General features: G+C 69.3%; 12 protein-coding genes. 7 read left to right on the top strand and 5 right to left on the bottom strand.

Annotated features, from left to right (window positions below; translation table 11 throughout):
• Positions 1 to 40 precede the first annotated feature (40 nt).
• From AC0VYL_RS22560 to AC0VYL_RS22545, 4 genes are all read left to right on the top strand, one after another.
• A complete protein-coding gene (locus tag AC0VYL_RS22560) occupies positions 41 to 841 on the top strand; it encodes an enoyl-CoA hydratase/isomerase family protein (protein WP_475455734.1) in 801 nt (266 codons plus the stop codon).
• A 439-nt stretch (positions 842 to 1,280) separates the two neighbouring features.
• Positions 1,281 to 3,695, top strand: a complete 2,415-nt coding sequence (locus tag AC0VYL_RS22555) for a serine/threonine-protein kinase (protein WP_475481426.1) — start codon at positions 1,281 to 1,283, stop codon at positions 3,693 to 3,695.
• Between the two features lie 413 nt (positions 3,696 to 4,108).
• On the top strand, positions 4,109 to 4,888 hold the full coding sequence (locus tag AC0VYL_RS22550; protein ID WP_475455730.1) for an electron transfer flavoprotein subunit beta/FixA family protein: 780 nt from the start codon (positions 4,109 to 4,111) through the stop codon (positions 4,886 to 4,888).
• 33 nt (positions 4,889 to 4,921) lie between these two features.
• Positions 4,922 to 5,866 carry an electron transfer flavoprotein subunit alpha/FixB family protein gene (locus AC0VYL_RS22545; RefSeq protein ID WP_475455728.1) on the top strand — a complete coding sequence of 315 codons (945 nt, stop codon included), beginning with the start codon at positions 4,922 to 4,924 and terminating at the stop codon, positions 5,864 to 5,866.
• A 66-nt stretch (positions 5,867 to 5,932) separates the two neighbouring features.
• Here the strand turns inward: AC0VYL_RS22545 and AC0VYL_RS22540 are convergent, their stop codons facing one another.
• Genes AC0VYL_RS22540 through AC0VYL_RS22530 form a run of 3 tightly spaced genes read right to left on the bottom strand, consistent with a single transcriptional unit; the run spans position 5,933 to position 8,510 of the window.
• On the bottom strand, positions 5,933 to 6,406 hold the full coding sequence (locus tag AC0VYL_RS22540; RefSeq protein WP_475481425.1) for a hypothetical protein: 474 nt from the start codon (positions 6,404 to 6,406) through the stop codon (positions 5,933 to 5,935).
• 9 nt (positions 6,407 to 6,415) lie between these two features.
• A complete protein-coding gene (locus AC0VYL_RS22535) occupies positions 6,416 to 8,125 on the bottom strand; it encodes an alpha/beta hydrolase (protein WP_475481424.1) in 1,710 nt (569 codons plus the stop codon).
• Positions 8,126 to 8,183: 58 nt separating this feature from the next.
• Positions 8,184 to 8,510: a hypothetical protein gene (locus AC0VYL_RS22530; protein ID WP_475455722.1), complete on the bottom strand. Its 327-nt coding sequence runs from the start codon at positions 8,508 to 8,510 to the stop codon at positions 8,184 to 8,186.
• A gap of 402 nt (positions 8,511 to 8,912) precedes the next feature.
• Between AC0VYL_RS22530 and ligD the strand changes: the two genes are divergently transcribed.
• Together ligD and AC0VYL_RS22520 are read left to right on the top strand one after the other, a co-directional pair.
• A complete protein-coding gene (gene ligD / locus AC0VYL_RS22525; protein WP_475481423.1) occupies positions 8,913 to 9,830 on the top strand; it encodes a non-homologous end-joining DNA ligase in 918 nt (305 codons plus the stop codon).
• Between the two features lie 285 nt (positions 9,831 to 10,115).
• Complete coding sequence (locus tag AC0VYL_RS22520) at positions 10,116 to 10,340, top strand: DUF397 domain-containing protein (RefSeq protein WP_475481422.1); 225 nt, start codon at positions 10,116 to 10,118, stop codon at positions 10,338 to 10,340.
• Here the strand turns inward: AC0VYL_RS22520 and AC0VYL_RS22515 are convergent.
• Both AC0VYL_RS22515 and AC0VYL_RS22510 read right to left on the bottom strand, forming a co-directional pair.
• On the bottom strand, positions 10,303 to 11,040 hold the full coding sequence (locus AC0VYL_RS22515) for a class I SAM-dependent methyltransferase (RefSeq protein WP_475481421.1): 738 nt from the start codon (positions 11,038 to 11,040) through the stop codon (positions 10,303 to 10,305). The genes AC0VYL_RS22520 and AC0VYL_RS22515 overlap by 38 nt on opposite strands.
• The gene (locus AC0VYL_RS22510; protein WP_475455712.1) at positions 11,037 to 11,792 is read right to left on the bottom strand and encodes a class I SAM-dependent methyltransferase; all 756 of its coding nucleotides are present in this window, start codon (positions 11,790 to 11,792) and stop codon (positions 11,037 to 11,039) included. The genes AC0VYL_RS22515 and AC0VYL_RS22510 overlap by 4 nt, the downstream gene beginning before the upstream one ends.
• A gap of 137 nt (positions 11,793 to 11,929) precedes the next feature.
• Here AC0VYL_RS22510 and AC0VYL_RS22505 point away from each other — a divergent pair, with 137 nt between their 5' ends.
• Positions 11,930 to 13,924: a hypothetical protein gene (locus AC0VYL_RS22505; RefSeq protein WP_475481420.1), complete on the top strand. Its 1,995-nt coding sequence runs from the start codon at positions 11,930 to 11,932 to the stop codon at positions 13,922 to 13,924.
• The last annotated feature ends 3 nt before the right edge of the window (positions 13,925 to 13,927 follow it).

The following is a 13,927-nucleotide window of genomic DNA, read 5'->3' as shown; positions in this document are numbered from 1 at the left end:
GGTTAGGTAAGCAGCGGACACTGACGTCGAAGCGAAGAAGGTGGAGAACGTGAGCGAGTTCGTGCGCGTCGAGGCCGACCCGGAGAACCCCGGTGTGGCCGTCATCCGGATCGACCGGCCCAAGGCGCTGAACGCGCTGAACGGCACGGTCACCCGGGAGATCGCGGAGGCGGCCGCCGCCGTGTCCGCGGACCCCTCCGTGCGCGCGGTGGTGCTCTACGGCGGTGAGCGGGCGTTCGTGGCCGGGGCCGACATCAAGGAGATGGCCGACCTCACCCACGCCGGCATGCTGGAGTACTCGCGGGCGCTCCAGAACGCCCTCACGGCGGTGGCCCGCATCCCCAAGCCCGTGGTCGCGGCGATCAGCGGCTACGCGCTGGGCGGCGGCTGCGAGTTGGCTCTGTGCGCCGACTTCCGGGTGGCGGGCACCAAGGCCCGGCTCGGCCAGCCCGAGATCCAGCTGGGCGTCATCCCGGGCGCGGGCGGCACCCAGCGGCTCCCGCGCCTGATCGGTCCCGCCCGCGCGAAGGACCTGGTGTTCAGCGGACGCCACGTGCGGTCCGACGAGGCCCGGGAGATCGGCCTCGTGGACGAGGTCGTGCCCGACGAGGAGGTCTACTCGGCCGCCGTCGCCCTGGTCGCGAAGTACGTGGACGGTCCCGCCGTGGCGCTGGCCGCCGCGAAGGAGGCGATCGACCGGGGGCTGGAGACCGACCTGGACACCGGCCTGGAGATCGAGCGCCTGCACTTCTCCGGCCTGTTCTCCACCGAGGACCAGAAGGCCGGGATGAAGAGCTTCGTCGAGCAGGGGCCCGGCAAGGCCACCTTCGTCGGACGCTGAGCCCGGCTGTGACCGGCCCCCCCAGTCCGCCTCGGCGCCTGGGGGGTGTCCGCGCAGTTCGGGGCGGGTAGTGTCAGTGCGTCCATCCCGGCGTCCCGCCTCGGGCACCTGCCCCGGCTCGCATCACCTCGTCGCCACTTCGACTCCTCGTCGCGTCGACCGGCGGCGCGGGACCCTGGGAAGACGTCCGGAACCGGCCAACCGGGACGGGGGACGGGGAACCGCCCGCGTGGTTTTTCCGTCATACTCGTCAATGGTCGTCCGAGGACGGACGGTTCGCCCGGAGTCCCCGGTGGCGCGTGTGGCGCCCACACCCCTCCGGCGGGACCGAACAGACCGCAGGCCCCTCGGAGGGGCCACACAAGCCAATGTTGACCCATCCCCCCGGCCGATAAGCTGGACGTGGTGGTATGTGGTCTTTTGAGGGGATGAGTTCTCGATGGCAATGTCGGCAGGTTTCCCCACGGGTGAAGAACTGCCGGAGCGCATCGGCCACTACGTCATCCGCCGCCGCATCGGCGCCGGCGGCATGGGTGTGGTGTACCAGGCCGAGGATCCCCGGACCGACCAGTTCGTCGCGGTGAAGGTCCTCAAGCCCGAGGTCGCCGGTGACCACATCGCACGCGCCCGGCTCGCCCGCGAGGTCGAGACGATGCGCCGTGTGCAGAGCCCCAACGTGGCCGAGGTCATCGACGCGGACACCCAGGCCGAGCTGCCCTGGGTGGTCACCGAGTACATCCCCGGGCCCACCCTGGACGCCACCGTCACCGACCACGGCCCCCTGCGCGGCCGCGCTCTGACCCGCTTCGTCACCGGCATGGCCCGGGCGATCAAGGACATCCACGCGGTGGACGTGATCCACCGCGACCTCAAGCCCGGCAACGTGATCATCTCCAACGGTGAGCCGATCGTCATCGACTTCGGCATCGCGCACGCCGTGGACGGCGCCAAGCTGACCCAGACCGGCACGTTCGTCGGCACGCCCAGCTACCTGTCCCCGGAGGTCATCGAGGGCACGGACCTGGGCCCCGCCACCGACGTGCACGCCTGGGGCGGCACCGTCGCCTTCGCCTCGACCGGACGCCCGCCCTACGGCGCCGGTTCGTTCGAGGTCATCTTCTTCCGCATCCTCAACGGTGAGATCGACATGGACGGGATGCACGAGGCGCTGCGCCCGCTCGTCAACCGCGCGGTCTCCCGCGACATGTCGGCCCGTCCCACCGCCGCCGAACTGGTGGCCGAGACCGGGCGCCTCAACCTCGACCTGCCCTGGACCGAGCCGACCGGCGGCATGCCGTCGGCCGGGCAGACCGGCGGCCACACCGTGCACGCCCCCGCTCCCACCCAGAACCCGGCCGCCTCGGGCGGCCACGGAGGCACGGGGATCGGCGGAGCGGCGGCGGCCGGTGCGGCTGGCGCGGCGCTCGGCGGTGCCGCCGGGTACCTCGCGGGCCGGGCCACCGACGGCTGGGGCCCCGCGCACACCAGCGGCGGCAACCCGACCAACACGGCCAGCGCGTGGGCGAGCCCCTCGGCACCGCAGACCAGTCACGCGCGCTCCGGCGGTTGGACCGCCGACGACGACGCCACGGACGACCTCGGCGGCGGTCGGCCCGCCACGGGTTCGGGCTGGAACACCGACGACGAGGCCACCAACGACCTCAACGGAGCCCGGTCCACCGGCTGGGGCACGGACGCGGAGGCCACGGACGACCTCAGCGGCGGGCGCGCCGCCGCGACGGGCTGGGGGGAGCCGGACGAGGCCACCGACGACCTGTCGTCCCACCTGCCCGGCACCGAGCGGATCACCCCGGGGTCCTCCGACGACCTCCACGACCCGCAGGGGACGGAGCGCATCCGGCCCGGCCGGAACGACATGCAGGGCACCCAGCGCTTCGAGCCGGGGGAACTGGGCCGCCAGGACGACGTGCACGGCACCCAGCGCTTCGAGCCGGGCGAGCTGGCGCGCAGGGACGACCCCGCCGGGACCATGATGATGGGCCAGGCGGAGGCCTCCCCCCAACGGGCCGAGTCGGACGGGGCCCCGCAGACCCAGTTCTTCAACTCCCCGCTGGACCCGAACGCCTTCCAGGACATCCTGACGCCGGTCGGCCAGCAGGGCCGGGCCAACAGCACGCAGGAGTTCGACGAGGAGGAGTTCCAGGAGCGCGGCGGCCTGCTCGGGCGCTTCCGGCGCGGTCGCGGCGACCGGGTCGGGGACTACTTCCGGGGCGACGGCCAGGGCGACGAGTACGACGAGGACGACGAGTACTACGACGAGTACTGGCGGATGCACCCGCTGGTGCTCATCCCGATCATGGTGGCGCTGGCCGGTGTGGCCCTGTGGTTCCCGTGGATCGGCATCATCCTGGGCATCGTGGTCATCGCGGGCCTGGGCGCGCTGGACGTGGTCAAGTCCGAGCACGCGCGGCGCCTCCAGACGCGCGGGCCGCGCAACTCCGACGGCATGGTGGTGGCGCTCAGCTTCCCGTGGGCGTTCGGACGCATGGCGTTGCGCACGGTCGGGTTCGGCCTGATCTACCTGTTGGGCGGCATCCTCGTCGGGATGGTCTACGCGAGGATCATGGACGTGCCGGGGGAGGGCGCCAACTACACGGGTGCCTTCGCGGTCTTCATCATGATCCTGCTGAGCTACATCATGCCCAGCGGGCGTGAGGCTCGTCACCAGGCGGTCTGGCTGGTGGAGCGGGCCCGGTTCGGCAACCTGTACGTCTACGTGGGCGTGGTGGTGGCCATCGTGCTCGTGACCATGTTCATCCTCTCCATCGGGCTGTCCTCGGCGCCGATCTGGACCACGGGGCCGCTCACCGGCCCCTCCGACTGGTTCAGCTAGACGAGGAACAGACCGAGGACGCTCCTTCTCCCCGCCGGGAGGGGGAGCGTCCGTCGTTCGGCGGCGGTGTGCCCGCCAACGGCGTGGAACCGGTCACTAAGGTGGGTGTGGGGGTTCCGCGCTTCGCCGGGGTCGGCACTGGTGACCGCCGTCCGGTGGGGGCCCGGCGACGGTTGTCGTCCGGGTTCTGGTTAGGGTTTCCTAAGTCGAACGTGGGGGCGCGGGTTGGCCTTCAAGCTACTAGCGAGTAACATCTCTGCTATGAGCACACGGGCGGGTCGGATGTAGACGTGTACACCGGACCCGCCGTCGGATGACCGAACGGCATTCGGCATTGTTGGCAGTATCGGGGCGCGCCAGCGTCCACCCGCCTGACGGCGGATATGGGAGTGCAGGGAGGTCGGCCACCGGCCATGAATATTGTCGTTTTGGTCAAGCAGGTCCCGGACACGGCGACCGAACGGAAGCTCAACGCCGATGACAAGACGCTGGACCGCGCAGCGTCCGACGGCGTCATCAACGAGCTCGACGAGTACGCCATCGAAGAGGCGCTCCTCCTCAAGGAGAAGCACGGTGGCGAGGTCACCATCCTGACGATGGGCCCGGACCAGGCCACGGACTCGATCCGCAAGGCCCTGTCCATGGGCGCCGACAAGGCCGTCTTCGTCAACGACGAGGCGCTGCACGGCTCCGACGCGATCCAGACCGCCTACGCGCTCGCGCAGGCCCTGGGCACCCTTGAGTTCGACCTCGTCGTCCTCGGCTCGGAGTCCACCGACGCCCGCACCGGTGTCATCGGTGCCGCGCTCGCCGAGTACCTCGGCCTGCCCCAGCTCACGCTGGCGGGCAAGGTCGACGTCGACGGCGGCGCCATCAAGATCCAGCGTCAGACCGACTACGGCTACGACGTCGTCGAGGCTCAGCTCCCGGCGGTCGTCTCCGTCGTGGAGAAGATCAACGAGCCCCGCTACCCGTCCTTCAAGCTGATCATGCAGGCGAAGAAGAAGCCGGTCGACAAGAAGTCCGCGGCCGACGCGGGCATCGACACCGGCAAGGTCGGTCTGGCCAACGCCACCACCGAGACCGTCGACTTCGCCGCCGCGCCGCCGCGCGCCGCGGGCACGATCGTCAAGGACGAGGGCGACGGCGGTACCAAGGCCGCCGACTTCCTCGCCGAGAAGAAGTTCGTGTAGGTCAGGCGAGAGACTCAGGAAGGTTCAAGGATTATGGCTGAGGTCCTCGTCCTCGTCGACCACGTCGACGGACAGGTCAAGAAGGTCACCACCGAGCTGCTGACCGCTGCGCGCCGCATCGGTGAGCCCGCCGCGGTGTGGGTCGGAGACGGTGTGGAGTCGGGCCGGGCCGCGCTGGCCGAGTTCGGCGCCGAGAAGGTCTACGTGGCTCCGGCCGAGGTGAACGACTACGTCGTCGCGCCCAGGGCCGAGCTGCTCGCCAAGCTCGCGCAGGAGAAGGGCGCCGCCGCCATCCTCGTCTCGGCCACCGCCGAGAACAAGGAGATCGCCGGTCGCACCGCCGTGAAGCTGGGCTCGGGTGTGCTCACCGACGTCGTCGACGTCAACGCCGAGGTCGTCACCGAGCACAGCGTCTTCGGTGGCGCCACCGTCACGCACGCCCGCGTCACCACCGGTGTCCCGGTCGTCGCGGTCCGCCCGAACTCCGTCGTGCCGGAGGCCGCCGCCGGCGCCGCCGCCGAGGAGGCCGTGGCGGTCGAGATCTCCGACGCCGCCAAGACCGCCAAGGTCGTCGAGCGCGTCGTCCAGGAGAAGGGCGCGCGCCCCGAGCTCACCGAGGCCGCCATCGTGGTCTCCGGTGGTCGCGGTGTGGGTTCGGACGACTTCAGCGTCGTCGAGAACCTGGCCGACTCCCTCGGTGCCGCCGTCGGTGCCTCGCGCGCCGTCGTCGACTCCGGCTGGTACCCGAACCAGTTCCAGGTCGGCCAGACCGGTAAGACGGTCAGCCCGAACCTGTACGTCGCCCTGGGCATCTCCGGCGCGATCCAGCACCGGGCGGGTATGCAGACCTCGAAGAACATCGTCGCGGTCAACAAGGACCCCGAGGCGCCGATCTTCGAGCTCGCGGACTTCGGTGTCGTGGGTGACCTGCACACGGTCGCCCCGCAGCTGACCGAGGAGATCAACAAGCGCAAGTAACCGCGCTTCGCGTGTCCAAGCCGACGCCCGGCCGGAGGAGACTCCGACCGGGCGTCGGCTTTTCCCTCAACCCCAGCGGCTGCCCTCGGGCCAGATGCAGGGGGAGGAGACGGTCATCGACAGATACCCCTCGACACTGACCTGGACGTAGAGTCCGAAGTCGTCTTCGGTGTCGGTGACGGAGACGAAGAGTTCATCGGGGCGTTCGTCTGCGGTGATCTCGTAGCCGTTGTCCTGCCAGTGTTGGACGAGGGTGTCGACGTTGGTGTCGTTGTCCTCCTCCGGGAGGGCATCCAGCCAGTAGGACCTCGAGAGGCGGATACGGTCCTCGGAGGACCCGCAGGTTGGTGCGCTGAGCTTGTTGGAGGGGTCGAGTTCGAGCTCGTCGGGGAGGGCGTCCGCGGCGGCGGTCGCGTGTTCTTCGAGTCGTTCCTCGGCCTCGTCGCGGGTGATGCTCGTGCTGGGGGTGCAACCGGCGGCGATCACGGCCAGGGCGGCGGCGAGCGCCACCCGCCACGGTCCTTCGATGGATACGCGCATAAGGGATTCCTAGTTCATGCTCGGTTGCTGTGCGACGATCCTGCCAATCCACCGAGCGGATAGAGAACTTTCGTCGAAGTACTCCGAGTGCGCGTCCCCGAAGGGGATCTTCCCCCACTTCGAACCTTTGGCTGAAGGGAAACCGTTGGCTCCGAAGCCGTCTTCCGTAGGGTCGGGGCCATGCGTGAAGCCGGTCACCCAAGTGATCCGGTCGTTCTTGGCGGTGGTGGTGTGCACGTTCTCCGAGGGCAGACCCAGATGGTCGGCATGGGTGGTTCCGCTTCCAGGGCTTCCGACGAGGACGATCTCGTCCGCGTTCAGTCCCTGCTCGCTCCAAGCCGTGTGACCGACCACGGTGGATCCGTAGCTGTGCCCGATGACCGTGTTGTGCGAAGGGGAAGTGTTCTGGTGAGTGGCGCGTAGACCGTCCTGGAAGGCACCGAGATCGTCGACCGCGTTCTCGGCATGCTCTCTTTCTGCGGCCGCCTTTGGGCCTTGGGGAGCGTCGTAGCCGATCCAGGTGATGACGGAGTGTTTCGAATCCTTGTTCGCGTTATGCGCTTGCACCGCTATCTCGCTCGCGTTCTCGAACTGCCCGTTGACGCTGCGCCAATCGGCGTTGGTACCGGGGACCAGCGTACCGACGTTGTCTGCAGTGTCGGGGTTTCCTTGGGCGACGATCGCGCGTCCCAACTCTTCGGTGTCGAGGGACAGGAGGAACCTGTGCTCGTGGTGTGCCTCCGGATCGCCATCCAGGTCCTTGCCTTCCACGTTGTTGCGCAGTCCTCGAAGGGTGGAGATGTCCTGTGTGAGTTCACTGATGGTCTCGCTGGTCTCCAACCGGGTGAAGGAATTGCCGGGGCCCGGGTTGCTCCTGTGCTCCTCCCGTGCTTCCTCAAGGTCCTCTTCGAGACGTTCGATCTCGTTGTCGAGGTGTTCGCGGTTGAGCTCGTCGCGCACGCTGGCGGGGATACCGTCGAGGTCGCGAAGGAGTTCGGGGTGGTCCTCCATGGCCTCCCGTTGTTCCTCCTCCGTCATGGAGGTCCACCACTGGTTGACGACTGCGGGGGGTTCGTCTCCGGTCAGCTCGTCGGGGACCATGCTCGGGACGGCGTCTCCGAGGTAGGTCAGTTGTGCTCCGGTGAGTAGGCCGGCTTCGATGAGTCGTTCCAGGGTGGCTTCACCGGGGCCGTCGCGCAGGTCCTTCTTGGTCTGGTCGGCTTGCTCCATCAGGGTCTCCCAGCGCCCCGAGTGCTCGGAGAGCAGTTCGATGCGCAGAGTCTCCAGTTCCTCGATCTTGTCTGCCTTGACGGGCGCGGAGGACAGGGAGCCATGCATGTTGGGTTTGGAACTGATATTCGACACGGCCGACTCCGCGTCGGCTTTGGCCTCATCCCATCGTCGCTGGATGCTGGCTCGTTCGGCGCGGTAGGTCCCGATGTCGCTCGCCCACAGGCGCAGGGTCCCCGCCCCGTAGGTCAGGGCCTTGGTGGCCTCTTCCCAAGCCATCAGTTCGGTGGAGGAAGCCGTGACGATGTTCCAGGCGATGAGGTCAGTGAACTCCCCCGACGCGGTGCGGAACTGGGTGTCGGTGGTCTCGGCATCGCCGAGCATGGTCTGGCGGAGTTGAACGAGATCATCGGCACCCGATTCGATGTCGCCGATCTCGGCTTCGATGTCGCTGGGTAGTCCGAGGTGCAGGTCGGCGAAATCGGTCATGGCTGTGTCTGTCTCCGGGGCTCAGGTAGGGGCCTGGCGCTAGTCAGGGGCTCGCGAGCTAGAAGTTGATCTGGATGTCGAGGGCTTCCAAACCCTCTTGGAACTCCTCGGCGTTCTCGTGGTCGGTGTCCGCGATCGCGAGGTCGGCGCCTTGTACGTTCTGGGCCAGATTGATGCCGTTCTGGGCGACCTGGCCCAAGTGGAGGACCGTCTCTTCCTCGTAGTCGCCGATGGCGGAGGACACGTGTTCGGACACGGCGGATCGTAGGTCCGAGGTGATGAGTTCCAGGTCCCTTCCGAGGAACACCATTGCCTCGGCGAGCGCCTCGGCCTGTTCGGCCTCGCTCATCGCCTCGATCGGGTTGACTCCGGCCTCTTCGGACACGATTCACTCCAATCGGGAAAGGGAAGGATGTCGCGATGCTACAGAAAGTGCTTGTTCGCGTGCACGTTCAGAAGCAAGGCCCTCGCGATCTGGCCGGAATCGGCCCCAACAGGCGAGCCAGGTGTGTCAGTTGTTCCATCGCAGCGGTCTCCCTCGGGCCAGATGCAGGGGGAGGAGACGTACAGCGACAGATCCTCTCGACACTGACCTGGACGGAGAGAGCGTCGGGGCGTTCGTCTGTGGTGATCTCGTGGCGGGGTCGGGAGCGTTCGCCAGCGGGTCGTTTCTCCGGGCCCGGAACGCGGGAACGCGCAGGTGGTTTGCGCTATGTGAAACGTTTGGTGTGGTTTTCAGGGGAAGTGTTCGGGTAGATCCCGCGAACGACGACCCTGAGGAGCGTTCATGCGAACGACGGTGCGCGCGGGACGACGCAAGGTGGAGGTCCGCCACTCCGACAAGTCGCTCTTCGGGCCCGGCGGGGCGACCAAGGCCGACCTGGCCGACTACTACGCGCGGATCGCACCGCTCATGCTGCCCTTGGTCAAGGGCCGCCCCGTGGCGTTGGAACGGTACGTCGAGGGGATCGAGTCCCCGGGCTTCCTCGTGCAGCACCCCGCCCACCCCAAGTGGGTCCGCACCCTCTGGACCGCCTCCGGGCGGATGATGGAGTGCCACGAGGCGGCCACCCTCGTGTGGTGCGCGGACCAGGACGCCATCACCCTGCACTCGTGGTCCTCACGCACCCCTCGGCTGGGGGTGCCCGACCGGATGGTCATCGACCTCGACCCCCTGGACGGTTCGGAGGACTCCTTCGACTCCTGCCGTGACGCCGCGTGGAACGTGCGCGAGGTGCTGTCCGACCTCGGCCTGGCCGCCTACGTGATGACCACGGGCTCCCGGGGGCTGCACGTCCACTCGCCGCTGCGGCCCGAGGTGGACGACATGGAGGTCCGGAGGCTGGCCAAGGCGGTCGCGGACCGGGTGGCTGCGCGTGCTCCGGACGAGTGGACCACCCGGGTGCGCAAGGCGGCCCGGCACGGCCGGATGTTCGTGGACTACCTGCGCAACGGGACCGGGCAGCTCGCGGTGGTGCCCTACGCGGTCCGGCCCAAGCCGGGAGCCCCGGTGGCGACCCCGGTGGCCTGGGAGGAACTGGACCGGCTCAGTACGTCGAGGGACTTCACCATCGAGATGGAGCGCGAGGAGTGCCCCTTCGCCGGGATGCGCAGGCACGCGCGGTCCCCGCGCCGGGCGCTCGCGCAGCTGGACCGGAGTGAGGGACGGGTGGTGCCCGGCCCCCGCGCCGGTCAGCGGGGATGACGCCGGTCAGTCGCCAGACGCACGGTGGGGCGGGCAGCCTGAGGTCGATGGGCCCTGGATGCTCTCGCTGAGCGAGAGCACGAAGCTGACTTCCGGTGTCTGGTCACCCTGGGTGAGTGTTATCGGGGTGGGGGTTCTGGGTGCTTTATGGGGTCTGACCTGCTTTCGGGGGTAATGGCCGTAGCTGGCCAGGCATTCAGGACGTTCGCCTCTGATTTCGGAGCGTGATCACGGGCAGGAGTGCGCGTGAGTCCCGAGTACCTTCCCCCATCGAAAGGCCCCGCCATGCGTCTTGCCGTTGACGATCCCGTCTTCCGCAAGTCCACGTACAGCACCACCGCGAAGGAGTGCGTCGAGGTCGCGGTCCTGCGCACCCGTGCTCTCGTCCGCGACACCCAGAACCCGTGGCTCGGGGGCCTGGCCTTCCCGCGCACGGAGTGGGCGGCCCTGCTGGGTACCGCGAGAAGACCGGTCACCGCCTGCGCAGGACGATCAGCAGGTTCCAGGTGACGACCTCGCGCAGCAACGGCACGTGCACGATCGGCCTCGTCCACGTGGGCAGGTAGCGCGGCCGCAGGTCCACGACGTCCACGTCGGTGCGGCCCCGGACCCAGCGGATCATCTCCTTGGCGTGCGCCGCGTACATGGTGCGCCCGAAGTCGTTCTTCGGCCGCCGTCCGTTCCTCCGCGTGAACCGCTCGGCCGCGTACGCGCCGCCAAGGTAGTGCCAGGGTGAGGTCTCGTGCCCTCCCCAGGGCGACAGCCAGAGCGTGTACGAGAGGAACACCAGGCCGCCGGGCCGGGTCACCCGCACCATCTCGTCGGCCATCCGCGTCCGGTCGGGCACGTGCTCCAGCACGTTGGAGGAGAAGCACACGTCCACGGTGCCCGTGCGCAGGGGCAGGTCGAGCGCGCTGCCCTGCACGGCGTTGGCGTCGGCCTCGCGCCCGTGCAGGGTCATCTCGTGCGCGTCCGAGTCCACGCACAGGCAGCGGGCCCCCTCGGCGCGCAGCGCGTCGGCGAAGTAGCCCGGTCCGCCGCCCACGTCGACGACCAGCCTGTCGTCGAGGGGCGTGTAGGAGCGGAGCTGGTCGACGGTGTCCCGGGCCAGCATCCCGTAGAAGAACGCCGGATCGCTCTGCTCCTTGCGGAACGCGGAGAACAGCCGGACGGAGCGGGCCAGGGTGGCGCGGAACGGCGCGGAGGTCATGCCCCGACCTCGATGTAGTGGCGCAGGTGGCGCCAGTGGTCCCCGCCCCAGTACTCGTCGGAGGCGGCGATCCGGTGGGGGAGGAGCTCGGAGATCCGCTCGGTGCGCAGGGTGTGCATCCTCATGGGAGCCGGGTAGCGCAGGATCACCCGCTGGGCCAGGGCCACCAGGGGCCAGGGCGCGTACCGGAACACCAGACCCTTGAAGGTCCGCCGCTCGGACTCGGGGACGCCGACCACCAGGGCCCCGCCGGGGCGCACCACTCGGGCGAACTCACGGAGATAGCCCTCCGCCAGGTCGGTGGGCAGGTGCTGGAGGACGAGGTCCGTGTACACCAGGTCGAAGGAGTCGTCCCCGAACTGGGAGAGGTCAGGCCGCTCGTTCAGCACGAACTCGATCCGGCCCCCGGAGCGGTCCAGGCGGCGTGCCTCGTCGAGCATGGGCGCGGAGATGTCCACGCCGACGACCTGGCGGAAGTGCGCGGCCAGTGCGTTGGAGAGCCGCCCGGCGCCACAGCCGAAGTCGAGGACGCGGTCGCGTTCGGGCGCGAGCCCGAGCTCGTCGAGACGACGGACCGCCGGGTCGATCTCCGCGCGGCCCGAGGCGAGGAACTCGTCGTCGTCCCACCCGCCGTCGCGCTTGTCCGGGTCGACGCAGACCGCCCACAGCGGCTCGGTGGAACCCAGTCGGGTCCAGTCACGGCGGACCTGTTCGAGCCCCACCGGCATCACCTCCACGGCACTGGTGACCACCCAGGAACTGGAGCTTGTTCCTGTTCTGGGTTCGCGGTCCATCAGGACCTGCGACAACGGTCAGGGAAGAAAGTGGAACGTGTTGTATTCTGGCACCCATTTTCCGGGATGGCCAACCTAGGGCGGGGAGAGTACCCATGTCGCCTGATTCCCCCACGGAGCGCGGCGCGGCCCCCAGCGTACGCAGGGCGGAGGAACCGCCCGACGAGGACCCCACGTACGGTGACGTGCTGGGCGAGAGCCTGGCCGGGTTGCGGGGGCTGCGGCGCGACCGGATCCTCCAGGTCGGGCTGCTGGTCGTCCTGGCGTCACTGGTCCTGAAGGCGTACGTCCTCAGCGAGTCGTACTTCGTGGAGGACGACTTCCTGTTCTTCGCCGCCGCGCACGCGCAGGACCTGTCTCCCGAGTACCTGCTGGAGCTGCACAAGGGCCACTTCATGCCGGGGGCCCTGTTCCTGGTGTACGTCCAGACCGCCTTCGGTCCGTTCCACTGGGCGTCGGCGGCGGGCACGATGCTGGTGCTCCAGGCGGTGGCGGTCCTGGCCTTCCTCCGTCTGCTGTGGGAGCTCTTCGGCCGCCGGTGGGCGCTGCTGGTCCCGCTGACGGTGTACGCGCTGGCGCCGTTGACCGTGCCCGTGCTGGGCTGGTGGTCGGCGGCGCTCAACGCGGTGCCCTTCCAGTTGGCGATCGTGTTGGCGCTCCTGTGGACCGTGCGCTACCTGCGCACCGGAAACGTCCTGTTCTCCTGGTGGGCCGTGGGCGCCGTGGTGTTCGGGATGCTGTTCTCGGTCAAGGCGCTCTTCCTGCCCTCGCTGGTGTTCGTGGTCGCGGTGGCCTTCCTGTACCCGGGGAACCTCCTGGAGTCCGTGCGCCACGCCTTCCGGCGCCACCGCGGGCACTGGTCGGCGATGGCGGGGATCAGCGCGGCCTACCTCGTCCTGTACCTGGCGCGGCAGCGGGCCTCCACGAGCGGCGAGGGCGCCTCGGTACCCGAGTCCGAGGTGGTGGCGCAGCTGGTGCGGCGGATGCTGGGCGAGGTCTTCCCGACCGGGGCCCTGGGCGGCCCCTTCGAGTGGGGACCGGTCACCCCGGCGGGCGGGCTGGTGGATCCGCTCGGCCCGGTCCTGGTCGGCGCGTGGGCCGTGTTCGCGGTGATCGTGCTGGTGAGCCTGTGGGTGCGGCGCACGTCCTGGCGGGCCTGGGCGATCCTGGCCGGGTACCTGGTGTTCGTGGACGCCGTGCCCACGGCCATCGCCCGGGGCGGTGTCTACGGTGAGGTGGGGTCGGACCCGCGCTACGTGGCCGACGCGGCCCTGGTGTTCGCCCTGGTGCTGGCCCTGGCCTTCCTCGCGACGAAGGAGGAGCGCGCCCGCGAGTGGGTGGAACGGAGGCGGCGGCGTCCGATCCAGCTGACCGGGCCCTCGCGGACCGTGTGGGTGGCGGCGGTCGCGGTCACCCTCGTCTACGCGGGCTCCGCCTCGTACTCCACGTACACCTACGCCGGGACGCTGAGCGGCGACCGGCAGCGCGAGTACCTGGCCAACGTCCGGGCCTCCCTGGAGGACGTGCCCCGGGGCGCGGGCCTGTACAGCCGGGCCGTCCCCGACGACATCGTCCTGGAGTGGAACGGCCCGCGCAGGCTCAGCTCCTACGTGCTCTCCCCGCTGGCCGACCGCGAGGTGGCCGCCCGGATGTACGCGCCCGAGGAGTCCGACAGCGCCCACGTCTTCGACGACGAGGGGAACCTGGTGGAGGCCGCGCCGACCGCGCGCGCCAACGCCTTCCGCCCTTCGGAGGACGAGGAGTGCATGGCGAGCTGGGACGGCCTGATGTCCTGGAGCGTGTGGGAGGTCGGCGGGATCGAGCAGGTGGCGACCATCGGCTACACCTCCCAGGAGGACGCCGACCTGGTGGTGGTCGTCGGTGAGGAGGAGGTGGAGACCGAGCTCCCCGCCGCTCCCGACGGCGGGTTCTGGTACGTGCCGGTGAGCGAACGGGACACCACGTTCACGCTGTTCACCGACGCCGGAAGGACCTGTGTCACCTGGGCCTCGCTCGGTCAGCTGTTCCCGGCCAGCCAGGTGGCGGAGGAGGACGCGGAGGCCGAGGAGGGCGCCGAGGACGGGGGCTGAGCG

It is taken from the genome of Nocardiopsis sp. iso_238 (assembly GCF_056173325.1).
Note: the sequence above shows the minus strand (reverse complement) of the source record. Positions and strands in the feature narration are given on the sequence as shown.

What these genes read in the sequence shown, in the direction of transcription:
- AC0VYL_RS22515 (WP_475481421.1), bottom strand. Translation starts at nt 11,040, where the DNA reads ATGACCTCCGCGCCGTTCCGCGCCACCCTGGCCCGCTCCGTCCGGCTG.
- AC0VYL_RS22540 (WP_475481425.1), bottom strand. Translation starts at nt 6,406, where the DNA reads ATGCGCGTATCCATCGAAGGACCGTGGCGGGTGGCGCTCGCCGCCGCC.
- ligD (WP_475481423.1), top strand. Translation starts at nt 8,913, where the DNA reads ATGCGAACGACGGTGCGCGCGGGACGACGCAAGGTGGAGGTCCGCCAC.
- AC0VYL_RS22520 (WP_475481422.1), top strand. Translation starts at nt 10,116, where the DNA reads ATGCGTCTTGCCGTTGACGATCCCGTCTTCCGCAAGTCCACGTACAGC.
- AC0VYL_RS22505 (WP_475481420.1), top strand. Translation starts at nt 11,930, where the DNA reads ATGTCGCCTGATTCCCCCACGGAGCGCGGCGCGGCCCCCAGCGTACGC.
- AC0VYL_RS22550 (WP_475455730.1), top strand. Translation starts at nt 4,109, where the DNA reads ATGAATATTGTCGTTTTGGTCAAGCAGGTCCCGGACACGGCGACCGAA.
- AC0VYL_RS22545 (WP_475455728.1), top strand. Translation starts at nt 4,922, where the DNA reads ATGGCTGAGGTCCTCGTCCTCGTCGACCACGTCGACGGACAGGTCAAG.
- AC0VYL_RS22535 (WP_475481424.1), bottom strand. Translation starts at nt 8,125, where the DNA reads ATGACCGATTTCGCCGACCTGCACCTCGGACTACCCAGCGACATCGAA.
- AC0VYL_RS22555 (WP_475481426.1), top strand. Translation starts at nt 1,281, where the DNA reads ATGGCAATGTCGGCAGGTTTCCCCACGGGTGAAGAACTGCCGGAGCGC.